Below are 19992 nucleotides of genomic sequence, written 5' to 3' on the forward strand. Positions count from 1 at the left end.
CTCTGTATTTTATGCAGGATTTAACTCTGCATATAACCTAAAGTTGCGCGCATAGTATCACAGGTTATAAAAATAGCCATTTTTAGCACTGCTACGGGTAATTCTGTTGGTTTTATGAGCTAAATGTGTGATCGCTTGCTCAATACCTAAGCACTCTTGGATAATTTGCGAGAATAGGTTTTTAGTGAGTTTTTTTTATTTTTTCCCTTGAAAAGCAATTTGCCGCCCCCACTTAGTTCTCAACAACGAAATATTAGTTACAACCAGAATTTGGAGAACACCATCATGGGTAGAATTATTGGTATCGATTTAGGAACCACTAACTCTTGTGTTGCAGTACTAGACGGCGACACCCCTAAAGTAATTGAAAACGCAGAAGGCGATCGCACAACGCCTTCAATTATTGCGTTTACCGACGACGGCGAAACATTAGTAGGCCAACCTGCTAAGCGCCAAGCGGTTACTAACCCAAAGAACACTGTATTCGCTATTAAGCGTTTAATCGGCCGTCGTTTTACCGATGACGAAGTTCAACGCGATATCGAAATCATGCCTTTCAACATTGTTAATGCTGACAACGGTGATGCCTGGGTAGAAGCAAAAGGCGACAAAAAAGCGCCACCACAAATCTCTGCAGAAGTTTTGAAAAAAATGAAGAAAACTGCAGAAGACTACCTAGGTGAAGCGGTAACTGAAGCAGTTATTACTGTTCCTGCTTACTTCAACGATTCACAACGTCAAGCAACTAAAGACGCTGGTCGTATTGCTGGTCTAGATGTTAAACGTATTATCAATGAGCCTACTGCTGCAGCATTTGCTTACGGCGTAAACAACGCTAAAGGCGACAACGTAGTTGCTGTTTACGACTTAGGTGGTGGTACATTCGATATCTCAATCATTGAGATTGACGAAGTTGATGGCGAGAAAACCTTCGAAGTATTAGCAACCAATGGTGATACTCACTTAGGTGGTGAAGACTTTGATAACCGCTTAATCAACTACTTAGTAGAAGAATTTAAGAAAGACCAAGGTTTCGACCTTAAGCAAGATCCACTGGCTATGCAGCGCTTAAAAGAAGCGGCAGAAAAAGCTAAGTGTGAGCTATCTTCAGCGCAACAAACAGATGTAAACCTACCTTACATCACAGCTGATGCTTCAGGTCCTAAGCACTTAAACATCAAAGTAACTCGCGCTAAGCTTGAGTCTTTGGTTGAAGAATTAGTTCAACGTTCACTAGAGCCATTACGTATTGCACTGCAAGACGCTGACCTTTCAGTTAGCGACATCAACGATGTAATTCTTGTTGGTGGTCAAACTCGTATGCCACTAGTACAAAGCGCTGTAACCGAGTTCTTTGGTAAAGAGCCACGTAAAGACGTTAACCCTGATGAAGCAGTTGCTATGGGGGCTGCTATTCAAGGTGCGGTATTGTCTGGCGACAAAACTGACGTACTACTACTAGACGTTACCCCACTATCTCTAGGTATTGAGACTATGGGCGGCGTAATGACGCGCGTTGTAGAAAAGAACACCACCATCCCAACTAAGGGTTCACAGGTATTCTCAACTGCCGACGATAACCAAAGTGCGGTAACCGTTCACGTAATTCAAGGTGAGCGTAAGCGTGCTGCAGACAACAAATCTTTAGGTCAATTCAACCTAGAAGGTATTCGTCCTGCACAGCGTGGCGTGCCACAAATTGAAGTAACCTTCGATTTGGATGCTGACGGTATTTTACATGTGTCTGCTAAAGACAAGGATACCGGTAAAGAGCAGAAAATTACCATTCAAGCTTCATCTGGTTTGTCGGATGACGAAATCAACAAGATGGTAAACGAAGCTGAAGCAAACGCTGAAGAAGATAAGAAGTTTGAAGAATTAGTTCAGGCTCGTAACCAAGCTGATGCACTTGTACACGGTACTCGTAAGCAAATTGAAGAAGCTGGTGAAGCACTTCCTGCTGAAGATAAAGAGAAAATCGAAGCTGCAGTTAGCGAGTTAGAAACCGCTAGCAAAGGCGAAGATAAAGCAGAAATTGAAGCGAAAACTCAAGCTTTAATCGAAGCGTCTCAAAAACTAATGGAAGTAGCACAGCAACAAGCTCAAGCGAATGCCGGTGAAGCTGATGCAGAGCAAGCTGCTCCTGCCCAAGACGACGTTGTTGATGCTGAGTTTGAAGAAGTGAAAGACGACAAAAAATAATTTGTCTAAACACTTTTAGTAAGTAAATAACGGGCGTTGTGTGAACAACGCCCGTGTGTCTATCAAAAGCCATTACTTTCAACTGGTTTAGTTGCGAGAAAGTAGAACACCCATTATGTCAAAACGCGATTATTACGAAGTTCTTGGTCTAGGCAAAGATGCCGGCGAGCGAGAAATTAAAAAAGCCTACAAACGTCTGGCGATGAAGTTTCACCCTGACCGTACTAAAGGCGATAAAGCTTCTGAGGAGAAATTCAAAGAAGTTAAAGAAGCCTACGAAGTACTGAGTGATGCTCAAAAGAAAGAAGCTTACGATCACTATGGTCACGCTGGGGTTGATCCAAACCGTGGCGCTGGTGGTTTTGGTGGCGGACATGGCGACTTTGGCGATGCGTTTGGCGACATCTTTGGTGATATTTTTGGTGGTGGACGCGGTGGCGGCGGTGGCCGTCGTCAGCCTCAACGTGGCTCGGATCTTCGCTACAACTTAGAGTTGAGCTTAGAGCAAGCGGTTAAAGGCGTTAAAAAAGAAATCCGCGTACCTACTTTAGTACACTGTGAGCAGTGTAATGGTAGTGGCGCTAAAAAAGGCTCAACACCAAAAACTTGTGGCACCTGTCATGGCCAAGGCCAAGTGCAGATGCGTCAAGGCTTCTTTGCTGTTCAGCAAGCCTGTCCTACCTGTAAAGGTAAAGGTTCAATTATTTCGGATCCTTGCCATAAGTGTCATGGCGAAGGTCGTTACGAGCGCTCTAAAACACTATCAGTTAGCATCCCTGCTGGCGTTGATACTGGTGACCGCGTTCGTTTATCGGGTGAAGGTGAAGCAGGCGAGAGCGGTGCTCCAGCCGGTGATTTATATGTACAAGTACATGTTAAAGAACACCCAATCTTCCAACGTGAAGAAAACAACCTTTACTGCGAAGTGCCAATTAGCTTTACCTTAGCCGCTTTAGGTGGCGAGATTGAAGTACCAACCTTAGATGGTCGAGTTAATCTAAAAGTACCTAACGAAACGCAAACTGGTCGTATGTTCAGAATGCGTGGTAAAGGGGTTAAATCGGTACGTGGTGGCCCAATTGGCGACCTAATCTGCAAAGTAATTGTCGAAACGCCGGTTAAGCTAAACGAAACGCAAAAACAGCTACTTAAAGACTTTGAAGAAAGTTGTGGTGGCTCTGCGAGCAGCAAGCACAAACCTAAAGCTGAAGGCTTTTTCGACGGTGTTAAGAAGTTCTTTGATGACTTAACCAGTTAATCAAAAAACTTAAAGAAAAGCGGCTATTAGCCGCTTTTTTTATGCTTATTGCTCACTCATATTGTCTCATTACCAACGTTCCAAGCAGCCCTTTGACTATGTTATTCTTTGTTAAAAATCATTAGGTAGCATGATGATAAGTCTTGTTTTAGGTGGTATTAGAAGCGGTAAAAGCGCTTGGGCTGAACAGCAGTTTAAAGGTAACAGTGAGCTTAAGCCTGTTTATATTGCTACTGCGAAGGCGAGTGATGAAGAAATGAGCCAACGGATTGCTCATCACCGCTCTTTGCGTAAAGCTTCTTTTAAGACTCATGAATTGGATTATTCTAAAGAAGTGTTAAGCCTAGTAGTGCTCAGATACGCCGCTAAAAAGCAGCCAATATTGGTAGAATGCATGTCTACTTGGTTAGGGTGGTGGCTATGCACCAATAAATCTGTAGACCAGCAGTTACTCGATATTCAACAGCAGTCTGCCGCATTACTGGCAAGCTTGGATGAACTGGATAGTGATGTCGTTATCGTGAGTAACGAAGTAGGTTTGGGCTTGGTATCAGACAACGCCTTGGGGCGTAGGTTTGCTGATGAACTTGGGCGACTAAACCAAGCCTTAGCGGCAAAAGCCGATAAAGTTGTATTTGTTAGTGCTGGCTTACCGCTAGTATTAAAGGAGTGATTGCCGATATAGGCAGTAATGAAATGGAATGCATGAATGAATAAGATCTTAAAAAACGCCATTATTGTTAGCTCAATTGCAGCTTTGCTTAGCTGCTCTGCTTCTCCTACTGGGCGCAAACGGGTGTTACTTTATGATGACTCAAAAATGAGTGCCTTAGGCGCTCAGTCTTTTGAAGAAATCAAAAAACAAGAAAAGATTTATACCGACAAAGCCACTAATGATTATGTTGCTTGTGTTTCAAACGCGGTTACTGCAGAAATCCCTGGTCACTACGGTGATGAAGACTGGGAAGTAGTAGTATTTGATTCTGACCAAGTCAACGCGTTTGCCTTACCCGGTGCACATGTGGGCGTATATACCGGTCTAATCAAGGTGGCCGAAACTCCAGATCAGTTGGCAACGGTTATAGGCCATGAGATAGCACACGTATTGGCTGAGCATAGCAACGAGCGCTTATCACAAAATCAAATTGCTGGAATAGGCACCGCAGTAGCGGCAGTGGCGATTGGCGTAAGTGATGATGTAAAGCATAAGGGCGCCGCTATGGCTGCACTTGGTTTAGGAGTTCAATACGGTGTGTTATTGCCCTATGGTCGTACCCAAGAAAGCGAAGCAGATTTAATGGGCTTAGACTTAATGGCCAGTGCCGGTTTTGATCCTCGTGCAAGTGTTGCTCTTTGGCAAAATATGGCTAAAGCGGGTGGTGGTTCAGTACCAGAGTTTTTGTCAACTCACCCTTCAAATCAAACGCGTATCTCTGATTTAGAAGAGCGGATGCCACGTGCCATTCAACTAGAAAAGCAAGCCATTGCACAGGGTAAATCACCGCAGTGTATTCGCCCCGCGAGTTTTGATGCTAAAGAGACCTCTAAAGAGTCCGATGTCGATAAAACTAGCTAGCCTTAGTGATGCCGAAGACATCTGCCGGGTTCAGCGACGAAGCTGGCAGCATGTCTACTCTCAGCAACTCATTTCCGATATGTTCCAAGCCCTACCATTTGAACTGCATCAGCAACTGTGGTTGCAACGTCTTAGCAGTGAAGAAAACCAAATTTGGGTATTAAAAACGACTGGCATACAGGGCTTTTTAATGCTGGAAAAGCAAACGCCAGAGATTGAATTAGCGGCACTGTATTTACAGCCAGATATCATTGGCCAAGGCTGGGGCAGAGCTCTATTGGAACAAGCTTGTCAGAGCACTGCGCAGAAGGATGTGTACTGCTGGGTGATGCAAGATAACCCACGTGCAGAGGGCTTTTATCGCCATATGGGCTTTAAATTTACTGGTGAGCAACGCCAAGTAGAATTTGCCAGCAGTTACTTTGTTCAAAAAAAGGCGCATTTAGCCGCAGACCAACGGTTTTTCTAGTGACTTTGTGGTAACCTTTTGGCTCTTTTTAACGATCAGAATTAAGAGTTCAAATGAGCGATAAATATCAAGGCGCAGCAGCGCAAGCAAGTTACGGCTACGGCCTTCAAATTGGTGAGCAAATTGAGCGTGCAGCATTCGACGGCTTAGAAGTGAATGCAATGCTTGACGGTATTCGTGACGTAATGCAAGGCGCGCAACCACAGCTTGATGAAGCAGTTATTAGTGCGGCTTTCCAAGAAATTACTAAAGAAATTGAAGCAAAAAAAGCTGAGCAACATAAAGAAGCTATGGCTGAAGGCGAAAACTTCTTAGCTGATAACGGCAAACGCCCAGAAATCAATAAAACCGAATCTGGTCTTCAATACGAAGTATTAGTTGAAGGTGAAGGCGAATCGCCAAGTGCTAGCAGCAAAGTACAAGTTCACTATGAAGGTACCTTAATTTCTGGTGAAGTATTCGATAGCTCTGTACAGCGTGGTCAACCTGCAGAATTCCCAGTAAATGGCGTAATTAAAGGCTGGACTGAAGCGCTACAACGCATGAAAGTGGGCGACAAGTGGAAGCTATATATTCCTCAAGAGCTTGCTTATGGCTCTCAAGGTGCGGGTGCAGCAATTCCACCTTTTGCTGCCCTAGTATTTGAAGTTGAGTTACTAGCTATTCTTGGTTAATAGAAAACTCAATTAAAAGAAGCCGGCTTTAAGCCGGTTTTTTTATGCGCCAATATTGTGCGTGCCTGTTCTAAGTTAGTGAATTTTATGAAAAAACACGAATACTCCTTTAGGGGTAATAGTGTTTGTAAGTTAATGATTTTTGGTGTTAAAAAAATGTGATCTAGATCTTGGCACATCCTTAGCTACTCCCTAAGTGTTATCACAAATTAGTTACTTCCAAATGGGTATTAGGAGCAGGGAATGCAGAAATCAGCACCATTAAGCTTACAAAAAATCATTAAGACGACCATCGCCGCTGCAGTGGTATCAGCCAGTTTTATTGGCTTTAGTCACGCAGAAGTGGGAGAGCCAGAGAAGGAAGATCTTAAGTTTGGTTTTATTAAACTTACCGACATGGCTCCACTTGCAGTGGCGTATGAAAAAGGCTACTTCGAAGACGAAGGATTGTATGTTCAGTTAGAAGCACAAGCTAACTGGAAAGTATTATTGGACCGCGTTATTACCGGTGAGCTAGATGGCGCTCACATGTTGGCTGGCCAACCTCTAGGGGCAACCATTGGCTTTGGTACTAAGGCCGACATTATCACGGCGTTTAGCATGGACTTAAACGGTAACGCTATTACCGTATCAAACGACATCTGGGCACAGATGAAACCGCACGTGCCACATAAAGATGGCAAGCCTGTTCACCCAATTAAAGCCGATGCGCTTAAGCCGGTAGTTGATAGTTACATCGATCAAGGTAAGCCATTTAACATGGGTATGGTATTCCCAGTGTCTACGCATAACTACGAGTTACGTTACTGGTTAGCTGCTGGCGGTATTCACCCTGGTTACTACGCGCCGCACAAAGGCGATACTTCAGGCAAAATTGATGCTGATGCGCTGTTGTCTGTAACGCCACCTCCGCAAATGCCATCAACCATGGAAGCAGGTACTATCTACGGTTACTGTGTGGGTGAACCTTGGAACCAACAAGCAGTATTTAAAGGCATTGGTGTTCCAGTTGTTACCGACTATGAGATTTGGAAAAACAACCCAGAGAAAGTATTTGGTGTAAGTAAAGGTTGGGCTGATGAATATCCAAATACTCACATTCGCGTAGTGAAAGCGATGATTCGTGCAGCCAAGTGGTTGGATGAAGAGAACAACAAAAACCGCCCAGAAGCCGTTAAGATTCTTTCTAAAAGCCAATATGTTGGTGCCGATTACGACGTAATTGCCAACAGTATGACGGGTACCTTTGAATACGAAAAAGGCGATAAGCGCGAAGTGCCAGACTTTAACGTGTTCTTCCGTTACAACGCGACTTACCCTTATTACAGTGATGCAATTTGGTACCTAACGCAGATGCGTCGCTGGGGACAAATTTCTGACAACAAACCAGACTCTTGGTACATGGATATCGCTAAGAAAGTATATCGCCCAGACATTTACGCAATTGCCGCTAAAGAGTTAATTGCTGATGGTGTGATTGATGCTAGCGAGTTTCCTGATTTTGCTACCGAGAGTGGCTTTAAACCGCCACAAAAACACTTCATTGATAACATTGTTTACGATGGTTCAAAACCCAATGCGTATCTTGATAAGTTTTCGATTGGCCTGAAAAAAGACGACAAGATCTAAGCCGAATCGTTATTGAGAGCAGCCGGGCTTAAGGGCCCGGCATCGAGATTTGCAAAAGGAGTTGTAGAGATGAAAGACAAGTTAATTCACTCTTTAGAAACTGTAGGATTAAGCCCTATGGTACCAGTGGTTCGCTTGGCCAGCGGTGAAAACCCAAAACAGCAATGCACCGAAATATTTGAACGAATAGGGCTGCCGATTTTGGCCATTGCTTTGTTCTTGTTGTTGTGGAGTGTATCGGCGGCAAAAGTACAAACTAGCCTTGGTACCTTGCCTGGCCCAGCCCAAGTTTGGGAGCAATATCAAGGCTTAGTGGTTGAGCATAAAGAGGAGCGTGCCAAAGAAGAGGCCTTCTATGAACGCCAAGAGGCTCGCAATGCGAAGAAATTGGCTAAAAATCCTGATGCAAAAGTAAAAATACGACCTTACACCGGCAAAGAAACCTTCTTTGACCAGATACTAACCAGTTTATATACGGTGTTTACCGGCTTTATACTTGCCAGTTTAATTGCTATCCCAATTGGGGTTGCCTGTGGCTTGAATAAAAAACTCTATGGCGCGGTTAGTCCGATTATCCAGATTCTCAAACCGGTTTCGCCATTAGCGTGGTTACCAATAGTTACCATGGTAGTGAGTGCGGTTTATGTAAGCAGTGACCCAATGTTTTCTAAGTCATTCGTGACTTCGGCCATTACAGTAACCTTATGTTCGCTATGGCCAACACTAATTAACACCGCGACTGGCGTTGCATCTATTGATAAAGACTGGTTAAACGTTGGACGAGTGATTCAGCTACATTGGTCTAAGCAAGTGACCAAAATCGCCATTCCAGCTTCTCTGCCGATGATATTCACTGGCTTGCGTATTTCACTCGGTATCGGCTGGATGGTACTTATTGCAGCAGAAATGCTCGCGCAAAACCCTGGTCTAGGTAAGTTTGTGTGGGATGAATTCCAAAACGGTAGCTCTAACTCACTAGGCCGTATCATGGTGGCAGTAGTAGTGATTGGTTTAATTGGTTATGTACTTGACTGGTTAATGGTAAGCCTACAAAAAATCATTTCTCATTCAAGCCCAGAAAGCGCTCGATAGGATAAGGAAAACATTATGTCTCAGTATTTAGAAATCGATCACGTTAGCATTGATTTTCCAACTAAAAATGGTCCTTTCCGAGCGTTAAATGGGGTGGATCTTAAAATTGCAAAGGGTGAGTTTGTATCCTTAATTGGCCACTCCGGTTGTGGTAAATCTACGGTGTTAAACATTGTTGCGGGTTTATATAACGCAACAGAAGGTGGTGTTGTATTAGAAGGAAAAGAGGTATTTCAGCCTGGTCCAGACCGTGCAGTAGTATTTCAGAACCACTCATTACTGCCTTGGCTTACTGCTTACCAAAATGTTGAGTTAGCCGTAAAAGAAGTGTTTAAAGGACAAAAATCTAAGGCTGAAATGAAAGACTGGATTGAGCACAATCTAGAGCTTGTTCATATGAGCCACGCCTTGCATAAACGCCCTGATGAGATTTCGGGTGGTATGAAGCAGCGTGTAGGTATTGCTCGCGCATTAGCCATGCAACCAAAAGTACTGTTAATGGATGAACCGTTTGGCGCGCTAGATGCGCTAACTCGTGCTCATTTGCAGGATTCTTTAATGGAAATCCAACAAGAGTTAAACAACACGGTAATCATGATTACTCACGATGTAGATGAAGCGGTATTGTTGTCGGATAAAATTGTGATGATGACTAACGGGCCAGCGGCAACCATTGGTGAAGTGCTTGATGTTAAACTTGAGCGACCGCGTGATCGAGTTGCTCTCGCTGATGACCAAGAGTACAACCATTATCGCTCGCAAGTGCTTAAGTTTCTTTATGAGCGTCAACGTAACCCGGCACAAGCTACAGAGAAAGCTAAACCGAAATTGGTTAAATCAGGTGAAGCCGCGTAATTATTACTGTTTAAACCGCTGTTACTCAGTTTTTTCCTAACAACAAAGGCCACTACTTAAAGTTAGTGGCCTTTTTAGTGCGCGTGCTTCTCAATAGAACAAATAGGTTTTTAAGCACTTTAGGTTCATATTTAGGCTAAACCTCGTTTTATATAGCTTGCTTTGTTATAGTCGAGCCACAAATTAAGACGGGTGTGGCCGGTTTCAAAGGAGAATAAACATGTCGCAAGTTAGAGTGGCAATTGTTGGTTGTAACGGAAGAATGGGTAAGAATTTACTCGAAGCAGTAAATCAAAGTTCGGCCACAACCTTAGGTGCGGCAACAGAACGCCCTGGTTCAAGCTTAATCGGAGTTGATGCTGGTGAGCTAGCTGGTTTAGGCAAATTAGATATCGCCATTGTAGATAACATTGAGCAAGCAAAGGATGATATCGATGTAATCATTGATTTTACTGCACCTGTTGTTACTTTGGCTCATGTTGAGTGGGCACGTGCCAACAACAAGAAGATGGTTATTGGTACTACCGGCTTCAGTGATGAGCAAAAGAAGCAATTGAAAGATGCAGCTGAAGATATAGCTATTATGTTTGCGCCTAACATGAGTGTTGGCGTTAACCTAGTATTTAAGCTTTTGGAAGTCGCCGCTAAAGTGATGGGCGATTACACTGATATCGAGATTATTGAAGGCCACCATCGCCATAAAGTAGATGCTCCTTCAGGAACGGCCCTGGGTATGGGAGAAGCGATTGCCGATACACTGGGGCGTGATCTTAAAAAAGTAGCTGTATATGGCCGCGAAGGCATTACTGGCGAGCGTGATCGAGACACTATTGGCTTTGCTACTATTCGCGCCGGTGACTTAGTAGGTGAGCATACCGCTATGTTTGCTGATATTGGTGAACGCGTAGAGATCACGCATAAAGCCTCGAGCAGAATGACCTTTGCTAATGGCGCAGTACGTGCCGCATCTTGGTTACAAGATAAGCCTAATGGTTTATTCAACATGCGAGATGTACTCGATTTGAATGATTAAGAAATAAGCTTTATTTGTCTTCAATAGTGAACGTCGCTAAGCGGCGTTTTTTTATTCCCTAAATTTAATGGCAGTACTTTATCCTGAAAAAGATCTTGAAAACGTTATCAAGGTTTTCTTTGAAATCGTTTTCAAGAATTATGTTCTTTGAGCAGTCTCACAAAGCCTATAAAAAACACACTAATGTAATATTGTGTTACTCAAAGTAACGTTGCCGTCACAGTCCTTTTTGTCGCGAAATCCTACCTTATGTGCATCTCGTCCAACGGAAGGCGAGAGTAATTAAAACCCAAACATAAAAACAGTAATTTACTGAATATCGGTTCAGTAAAAGGAAAGGAAAGGCTGACATGGATATAAAAATTAATAAGCTAGCCAAGCTTACCATGCCCATTCTAGCGACAGCTTTGCTGGCTGCTTGTGGTAGCGACGACGACAATGGTAACGGTGGCGGCGGTGGTAACGTCATTGATGGACTGTACACTGCAGGCGAAAATGAAGTTGTAATTTATTATAAGCGAGATGAAGCTCATGAGCGTGTAGATGAGTCTGCCTATGAAGGCTGGGGCTTACACCTCTGGAATGGCGAAGGTTGTACTAGTACCGACCTAGAAGCTATGGGTATTGCCGATGGCGGTACTGATTGGGGATCACCTCATCCTGCAACTGGTATTAGTGAAACTTACGGCGCTTATTACGTATTAACCGTTGACCCTGATGCTTCTGACCCACATGAATGTATGAACTTCATTTTGCACAATGGTGACGATAAAGCCTTTGGTAGTGCAAACTCAAAAGTTGAATTAACTAAACTTGAAGATGATAAAGGTATTTTTGGTTTCCACGGTAGCAGCGAGCTATTTTACGCACCAATTGCTGAGCGCCCAGTCGCCATTGATGGCGCAAAAGCGCATTGGGTTGATGCCAACACCATTGCTTGGGAAGCTGCGGGCAATGCTACTCAGCTAGAACTTCGTTACGATCCTGAAAATGGCATTGCCATGGACCCAGAGACTAAAGAAGTTACCGGTGGTACTGCGGTTGCACTTTCTACTGGCAGCTTAACTGATGAAGCTAAAGCGCGTTTCCCACACTTATCTGGTTTGAGTGCAGCAGAAATTGAAGTTGATGATGCAACTTTAAAAGCAATTCTTAAAAGCCAAATTGTTGTAGTTGCCATGGACGCTGAAGGCGTTGCAACTGCAGCCACTCAAGTTCAAAAACCTGGTGTAATTGATAAAGTATTCGTAGAAGGTGAAGGTGGTGCACTAGCAGAAGAGCTAGGTGCTATTGTTAGCGGTGATGACGTAAGCTTTAAAGTTTGGGCTCCTACAGCGCAAAGCGTTAAATTGTACTTGTACAATGATGGCGAAGAAGGTTTAACTTCTGCCGGCTCATTTGATATGGAAGAAGCGGCAAACGGCGTTTGGTCTTCTGAGCAAACTGGTGCAGTGGGTAAATACTACCGCTACGAAGTGACTGTTTACCACCCAACCACAGAAACTGTTGAAACCCGTATGGTTACTGACCCATACTCTCTAGCGCTTTCAACTAACTCTCTTTACTCTTTAGTTGTTGACTTAGATGCCGATGAGCTTAAGCCTGCTGATTGGGATAGTTACGCACGCCCTGAAATGGCTGAAGATGTAGACCACGTTTTATACGAATCACATCTACGTGATTTCAGTGTTAGTGATACTCAAGGTACTGCAGCAAACAGTGGTAAATACCTTGCGTTAACAGAGCCAGAGCGTGAGTCGGTTACTCATCTGCAAGAGTTAAAAGATGCTGGTTTAACCACATTACACATTCTTCCTGCTTTTGATATAGCAACAGTAGATGAAGAAGGTGCTATTGATATTGACGCACCGCTATCTGACCTATGTGACAAAATTCAGAAAACTGATGATTACTGTGCAGATGCTTCAGGTACTATTGAAGCTAAATTAGCAAGCTTCGACCCGACTACAGGTGATGCTCAATCACTTATGAATGATCTGCGCGGTTTAGATAGCTTTAACTGGGGTTACGACCCATTCCATTACACTGTGCCAGAAGGCAGCTATGCCACTGACGCTGAAGGTACTACACGTATCTTAGAATTCCGTGAAATGGTTAAAGCTACACATGACATGGGTCTTAAGATTGTTATGGATGTTGTATACAACCATACCAATGCTTCAGGTGTGAATGATAAGTCGGTTCTAGACAAAATTGTCCCTGGATATTACCACCGCCGTGATGCAAATACCGGTGGGGTAGAAACCTCAACTTGTTGTGATAATACCGCAACAGAAAACCTTATGATGGGTAAACTAATGACTGATTCATTGGTTACTTGGGCGAAGGAATACAAAGTTGATGGTTTCCGTTTTGACTTAATGGGTCACCAACCAAAAGATTTAATGGTAGATTCATTGGCCGCTGTTCGTGAAATTGATGAAGATACCTTGTTCTACGGTGAAGGTTGGGACTTTGGTGAAGTAGCCAACAACGCGCGTTTTGAACAAGCCACGCAGTGGAACATGGCTGGTACAGAGATTGGTACCTTCTCAGACCGTTTACGTGACGCAGTTCGTGGTGGTAGCCCATTCGATAGTGGAGAAGGCATTCGTAAAACTCAAGGTTTTGGTAATGCTGATACACTAAATGAGTTAAACACTGATGCAGAGAAATACCGCACTGAAGCCCTTCATAACCAAGATTTGATTCGTGTTGGTATGGCGGGTAACTTGCAGAAGTTTGTATTACTTGATTCTCAAGGAAATACCAAACGCGGCCAAGATGTTAACTACAATGGTGCTAAAGCAGGCTATACCTTAAATCCATCAGAGAACATCTCTTATGTGTCCAAGCACGATAACCAAACTTTATGGGATAACAATGCCTATAAAGCTACTACGGGTACCACTGCTGCAGATCGCTCACGTATGCAAGTAGTGAGTTTGTCTACTGTTATGCTAGGCCAAGGTATTCCGTTCATTCACATGGGTTCAGAGTTACTTCGCTCAAAATCGATGCAACGTGATAGTTACGATTCTGGCGATTGGTTCAACCGTGTAAGATTTGATGGTTCAGACAATAACTGGAACGTTGGTCTACCACGTGAAGATAAAGATGGCGGTAACTGGGATTTAATCAAGACCATTATTGCTGACGAAACGGCTAAACCTACCCAAGCTGATATTAAGCTTGCTAAAGATCAGTTCTTAGAGTTGCTAACCATCCGCTCTAGCAGTGACTTGTTCCGTTTAACTACCGCTGAAGAAGTACAAGCACGTGTTGACTTCCGCAACGTTGGTGAAGACCAAGTACAGGGCTTAATTGTAATGTCTATCGACAACGGCACTGGTGCCGGGGCTGATTTAGACGAAAACAATGACGCGATTGTAGTTGTACTAAATGCGACTGATGCAGAACAAGAGTTTGAAGTAACTGGTGCAACTGGTTTTGAATTGCATGAAGTTCAACAAAACTCTGCGGACTCAGTTGTAATGGGCGCAACCTTTGCTGATGCAACCTTTACAGTTCCAGCACGTACAACAGCCGTATTTGTTCAGCCACGAGATGGTGCTCGCGGAACGGGTCTTCCTGTAGACACCTCTAACAAAGACTTAAGTGCTATCCCACCTCTAGGTGATACCCAAGTATTTGTTCGTGGCTTAGGCGGTGAATGGGGAGCTGTTTATGAGTTGGAATTCACTAAAGATGGCTTGTACGAGTATACAACTACGCTAGAAGCGGGTAGTTACGGCTTCAAAGTAGCGGATGCTGACTGGGGAGATGTTAACTACGGTGCTACTGAGGGTGAACTTACTTTAGGTACAGCAAAAGCCCTTGAGTACAATGCTGGTGATTTAAGCTTCGCGATTGACGCAAAATCAGTTGTGAAATTTGTCACGGATTTCTCCACTGTTGATGCTCCTACAGTTGTGGTAACTGCTGAAGAAGTAGCAAGTTGTGGTCTGCTAGAAGACAGTGCAGACGCAGGGCCTTTGGCCACTCAATTAGCGGTTCGCGGTAGTCACTCTGGTTGGGGTTGGGACGAAATGTACGCACTATCATACAAGGGTGAAAATACCTATCAGGTATCACTTGCCGCTGGTGCATACGAGTTCAAGCTGGCTTCCGATGCAGATAACTGGGATCCTCAAATGATTGCCTACTCAGATGGAGCTCGCGTAGAGAACCTTGTTATGAATGTTGACTACCAAGCGTGGGCACGTGTTGGCGATAGCGCCATTGGCGACCCTGGCAACAATAAGATTACTTTAGCTAGTGATAGTATTCTTACTCTTACTGTGAACGGTGAATTAACTGACAACGTAGACAACGGCACAATTAGTATTTGTGAAGTTGAATAATTAACAACTAAACCGTAATGTAAAAGCCAAGGCGTGTTGCCTTGGCTTTTTTATTTGGTCAAATTGCTTGATAGCAGCTAGGGTTGATACTCAAAAATGCTAGCTAATGCAACTTAGACAAAACATTCTATTTTGAGTCCTTTCTGCTTCAAAAAGACTATAAAGCTTATTTTTATAAGTTTGTATAAAAATTGATAGACCTTTCTCAATATCTCTTCTATAATCCGCGGAATTTGCCAAAATTTTATCGTATTGGGCTAAAGTTTACCCTTTAGTTCAACTTTGTCGTGTCGACAGTTCTTTGTTAGGAGGTTGCCTTGAGCAAATCAGCGCTGCTGGTATTAGAAGACGGTACCGTGTTCCGTGGAACCGCAATCGGAGCCAATGGTTCTGCCGTTGGAGAAGTTGTTTTTAATACTTCGATGACCGGATACCAAGAAATTTTAACTGACCCCTCATATGCTCGCCAAATTGTCACCCTCACTTACCCCCATATCGGAAACTACGGAACTACCCCAGAAGATGAAGAATCGAATGCTATCCACGCTTGTGGTCTAGTTATTCGTGATTTGCCTTTGGTGGCGAGTAACTTTCGAAGCCAACATAGCTTAAGTGAATATTTGGAAGCAAGAAACGTAGTAGGTATTGCGGACATAGACACCCGTAAGCTAACGCGTATTCTTCGTGAAAAAGGTGCGCAAGCGGGTTGTATTGTAGCGGGTGAAGATTTAGATGAAGCACAAGCTTTAGCTGAAGCGAAAGCCTTCCCCGGCCTAAAAGGGATGGATCTCGCCAAAGAAGTTACCACGGCTGATACTTACACTTGGGCACAGGGCTCTTGGGATCTTAAAGCTGGGCTTCCCGCCGATAGTGAAGATAGTAAATTTCACGTAGTTGCTTATGATTTTGGTGTTAAACGCAATATTTTGCGTATGTTAGTGGACCGTGGTTGTAAACTAACCGTAGTTCCGGCTAAAACATCAGCTGAAGAGGTACTTGCCTTAAACCCTGATGGCATCTTCTTATCTAATGGCCCTGGTGACCCAGAGCCATGTGATTATGCAATCGCAGCTACCAAAACCTTCCTTGAAACAGATATCCCAGTATTTGGTATTTGTTTAGGTCACCAAATTCTCGCTTTAGCCAGTGGTGCTAAAACAGTGAAAATGAAATTTGGCCATCACGGCGGTAACCATCCGGTTAAAGATATCAAACATGACCGCGTAATGATTACTGCGCAAAACCATGGTTTTGCAGTAGATGAAAAAACCTTGCCAGAAAATCTAACAATGACTCACTTCTCATTGTTCGATCAAAGCTTGCAAGGCATTCATCGCACAGATAAGCCAGCGTTTAGCTTCCAAGGTCACCCAGAAGCCAGCCCTGGTCCGCATGATGCAGCGCCATTGTTTGACCACTTCATTGAATTAATTGAGCAGCGCCTTAACGGCCAAGCGTAGGTAGAGAGCAGCAGAACTTATGCCAAAACGTAGTGATATAAAAAGTATTCTAATATTGGGTGCAGGCCCAATTGTTATCGGCCAGGCTTGTGAATTTGACTATTCTGGCGCTCAGGCTTGTAAAGCCTTGCGTGAAGAAGGTTACCGAGTCATCTTGGTTAACTCTAACCCCGCTACTATTATGACTGACCCTGAGATGGCTGATGCAACTTACATCGAGCCAATTCACTGGGAAGTGGTAGAGCGAATTATTGAAAAAGAACGCCCAGACGCAGTATTGCCAACCATGGGTGGCCAAACCGCATTGAACTGTGCGCTAGAGCTTGAAAGCAAAGGCGTGCTAGAGAAATACAATGTTGAAATGATTGGTGCGACTGCTGATGCGATTGATAAAGCAGAAGATCGTAATCGTTTCGACCAAGCGATGAAAAGCATTGGCTTAGCGTGTCCCAATGCGGGCATTGCTCACTCAATGGAAGAAGCCTACGGCGTATTAGAAGAAGTTGGTTTCCCATGTATTATCCGACCTTCTTTCACTATGGGCGGCACCGGTGGCGGTATTGCATATAACAAAGAAGAGTTTGATGAGATTTGTGCCCGCGGCCTAGATCTTTCGCCAACCAGTGAGCTGTTGATTGATGAAAGCTTAATCGGTTGGAAAGAGTACGAGATGGAAGTGGTACGTGATAAAAACGATAACTGTATTATCGTTTGTGCCATCGAAAACTTCGACCCAATGGGTGTGCACACTGGCGACTCAATCACTGTAGCACCAGCGCAAACTTTGTCAGATAAAGAATACCAATTGATGCGTAATGCATCGCTTGCAGTTCTGCGTGAGATTGGTGTTGAAACGGGTGGTTCTAACGTACAGTTTGGTATTTGTCCAAATACTGGCCGTATGGTTATCATCGAGATGAACCCTCGAGTATCTCGTTCTTCTGCGCTAGCGTCTAAAGCAACTGGTTTCCCAATTGCTAAAATTGCAGCTAAATTGGCTGTAGGTTTTACGCTTGATGAATTGCAAAATGACATTACTGGCGGCCAAACACCTGCTTCGTTTGAGCCTTCAATCGACTATGTTGTAACAAAAATCCCTCGCTTTAACTTCGAGAAATTTGCTGGTGCTAACGATCGCCTAACCACTCAAATGAAGTCGGTGGGTGAAGTTATGGCGATTGGTCGTAACCAACAAGAATCGCTACAAAAAGCCTTGCGTGGCTTAGAAGTTGGCGTTGATGGTTTTGACCCAATTGTTGACTTAAATGCATCTGACGCAATGGAAACCATTCGTCACGAACTACAAAATGTCGGTGCTGACCGTATTTGGTATATCGCTGATGCTTTCCGCGCTGGCATGTCTGTCGAAGATGTATTCTCTCTTACTAACATCGATCGTTGGTTCTTGGTTCAAATCGAAGACATTGTATTACTAGAAAATCAAGTAGCTAAAGAAGGTGTAGCCAGTTTAGATGAAGCAACACTGCGTAAGCTAAAGCGTAAAGGTTTCGCCGATGCTCGTTTAGCTAAATTAACCGGTGTATCGGATAAAGAGATCCGTAAGTTACGCCATCGCTTAGAAGTGCTGCCAGTTTACAAACGAGTGGATACTTGTGCTGCTGAATTTGCTACCGACACGGCTTACATGTATTCAACTTATGATGAAGAGTGTGAAGCTCAACCATCTGATAAGAAGAAAATCATGGTGTTGGGCGGCGGACCTAACCGTATTGGTCAAGGTATCGAGTTTGACTACTGTTGTGTACATGCTGCGCTAGCGATGCGTGAAGACGGTTACGAAACCATTATGGTTAACTGTAACCCAGAAACGGTTTCAACAGACTACGACACCTCAGACCGTTTGTACTTTGAACCAGTAACGCTTGAAGATGTACTAGAGATTGTGCGTGTAGAGCAGCCAACCGGTGTTATTGTTCAATATGGTGGCCAAACGCCACTTAAATTGGCGCGTGAATTAGAAGCGGCTGGTGTGCCAATTATTGGTACGTCTCCAGATGCGATTGACCGCGCTGAAGACCGCGAACGTTTCCAAGTTGCAGTTGATCGCTTGAAGCTCAAGCAACCAGAAAACGATACGGTTTCAACTACTGAAGAAGCTGTTATCTCTGCAGAGCGTATCGGTTATCCATTGGTTGTTCGTCCATCTTATGTGCTAGGTGGCCGAGCAATGGAAATTGTTTACGATGAGCAAGATTTACGTCGCTACTTTAAAGAGGCTGTAAGTGTGTCTAACGACTCACCTGTTCTTTTAGATAGCTTCCTAAATGATGCGGTTGAAATTGACATCGATGCAATCTGTGATGGCAAAGATGTGGTTATCGGCGGCATTATGGAGCACATCGAGCAAGCGGGCGTTCACTCTGGTGATTCGGCCTGTTCATTGCCTGCTTATACGCTAAGCCCACAAATTCAAGACCGTATGCGTGAGCAAGTTCGTGCGCTAGCATTAGAATTAGGTGTAATTGGTTTAATGAACACCCAGTTTGCGGTTAAAGATGACGAGATTTACTTAATTGAAGTAAATCCACGTGCTGCGCGTACTGTACCGTTTGTATCTAAGGCAACTGGCGTACCTATTGCTAAAGTAGCAGCACGTGTAATGGCTGGTATTTCTTTAGCCGAGCAGGGAATAACTAAAGAGATTATTCCACCGTTCTACTCAGTTAAAGAGGTGGTATTGCCGTTTAACAAATTCCATGGCGTAGACCCAATCTTAGGCCCAGAAATGCGCTCTACTGGTGAAGTGATGGGAGTAGGTGCTACGTTTGCAGAAGCCTACGCTAAGGCTGAATTAGGTATTGGTAACGATGGCCCTAAAGGTGGTCGAGTATTGCTTTCGGTTCGTAACTCAGACAAAAAACGAGTTGCAGAGCTGGCTGCTAAACTGCTTGAACTTGGCTACGAACTAGATGCTACTCACGGTACTGCAGTTGCTTTAGGTGAAGCTGGTATTAACCCTCGCTTGGTGAACAAGGTTCATGAAGGTCGCCCGCATATTCTTGACCGTTTGAAAAACGGTGAATACAGCTACGTGATTAACACTACCGAAGGTCGTCAATCTATTGAAGATTCTCGTCAATTACGTAGAGCTGCGTTAGCGCAAAAAGTTAATTACACGACTACGCTTAACGGTGCCTTTGCGACTTGCCAGGCTCATAATGCTGATGATCGCGGCACTGTGACTTCTGTTCAAGATTTGCATAAACGTATCAGCTAATTGGCGAATATCGTTATAAGCAGAGCGGTGAAGATCTTCACCGCAGCGTAAAATAGCGTTACACTGCAATTATTAGTACAAGTAAATTTGGCTGTCATCGACAGCCAAATTTTTTTCTGTTTTTCTAGTTTTGTTGAGTTAT

At 43.9% G+C, this 19992-nt stretch carries 13 protein-coding genes; all 13 read left to right on the forward strand.

The genetic code is table 11. The annotated features are described in order from the left end of the window. Positions 1-285 precede the first annotated feature (285 nt). Positions 286-2202: a molecular chaperone DnaK gene (gene dnaK, locus ACYFDN_RS19375; protein WP_016402399.1), complete on the forward strand. Its 1917-nt coding sequence runs from the start codon at positions 286-288 to the stop codon at positions 2200-2202. Between the two features lie 115 nt (positions 2203-2317). Beyond that, positions 2318-3460, forward strand: coding sequence for a molecular chaperone DnaJ (dnaJ, locus tag ACYFDN_RS19380; RefSeq protein ID WP_016402398.1), 1143 nt, complete (start codon positions 2318-2320; stop codon positions 3458-3460). 133 nt (positions 3461-3593) lie between these two features. After that, on the forward strand, positions 3594-4133 hold the full coding sequence (gene cobU / locus ACYFDN_RS19385) for a bifunctional adenosylcobinamide kinase/adenosylcobinamide-phosphate guanylyltransferase (RefSeq protein ID WP_483512396.1): 540 nt from the start codon (positions 3594-3596) through the stop codon (positions 4131-4133). A 36-nt stretch (positions 4134-4169) separates the two neighbouring features. Then, a complete protein-coding gene (locus tag ACYFDN_RS19390; protein WP_483512397.1) occupies positions 4170-5036 on the forward strand; it encodes a M48 family metallopeptidase in 867 nt (288 codons plus the stop codon). Continuing rightward, positions 5017-5505 (forward strand): GNAT family N-acetyltransferase, encoded by a 489-nt coding sequence (locus ACYFDN_RS19395; protein WP_483512398.1) that lies wholly within the window; start codon positions 5017-5019, stop codon positions 5503-5505. Before ACYFDN_RS19390 ends, ACYFDN_RS19395 begins: the two co-directional genes overlap by 20 nt. A gap of 53 nt (positions 5506-5558) precedes the next feature. After that, complete coding sequence (bamJ, locus tag ACYFDN_RS19400; protein WP_016402394.1) at positions 5559-6179, forward strand: BamJ family beta-barrel-assembly machinery protein; 621 nt, start codon at positions 5559-5561, stop codon at positions 6177-6179. Positions 6180-6422: 243 nt separating this feature from the next. Beyond that, positions 6423-7808, forward strand: coding sequence for a CmpA/NrtA family ABC transporter substrate-binding protein (locus ACYFDN_RS19405; protein WP_016402393.1), 1386 nt, complete (start codon positions 6423-6425; stop codon positions 7806-7808). Positions 7809-7877: 69 nt separating this feature from the next. Continuing rightward, positions 7878-8900 carry an ABC transporter permease gene (locus ACYFDN_RS19410; protein ID WP_016402392.1) on the forward strand — a complete coding sequence of 341 codons (1023 nt, stop codon included), beginning with the start codon at positions 7878-7880 and terminating at the stop codon, positions 8898-8900. 15 nt (positions 8901-8915) lie between these two features. Further along, positions 8916-9755: an ABC transporter ATP-binding protein gene (locus ACYFDN_RS19415; RefSeq protein ID WP_152779759.1), complete on the forward strand. Its 840-nt coding sequence runs from the start codon at positions 8916-8918 to the stop codon at positions 9753-9755. Positions 9756-9975: 220 nt separating this feature from the next. Continuing rightward, positions 9976-10788, forward strand: a complete 813-nt coding sequence (gene dapB, locus ACYFDN_RS19420; protein ID WP_483512399.1) for a 4-hydroxy-tetrahydrodipicolinate reductase — start codon at positions 9976-9978, stop codon at positions 10786-10788. 350 nt (positions 10789-11138) lie between these two features. Next, complete coding sequence (pulA, locus tag ACYFDN_RS19425) at positions 11139-15152, forward strand: pullulanase-type alpha-1,6-glucosidase (protein WP_483512400.1); 4014 nt, start codon at positions 11139-11141, stop codon at positions 15150-15152. Between the two features lie 317 nt (positions 15153-15469). After that, positions 15470-16612 (forward strand): glutamine-hydrolyzing carbamoyl-phosphate synthase small subunit, encoded by a 1143-nt coding sequence (carA, locus tag ACYFDN_RS19430; RefSeq protein WP_483512401.1) that lies wholly within the window; start codon positions 15470-15472, stop codon positions 16610-16612. Between the two features lie 19 nt (positions 16613-16631). After that, positions 16632-19850: a carbamoyl-phosphate synthase large subunit gene (gene carB / locus ACYFDN_RS19435; RefSeq protein ID WP_016402387.1), complete on the forward strand. Its 3219-nt coding sequence runs from the start codon at positions 16632-16634 to the stop codon at positions 19848-19850. Positions 19851-19992: the final 142 nt, after the last annotated feature.

It is taken from the genome of Agarivorans sp. D1326 (genome assembly GCF_056958115.1).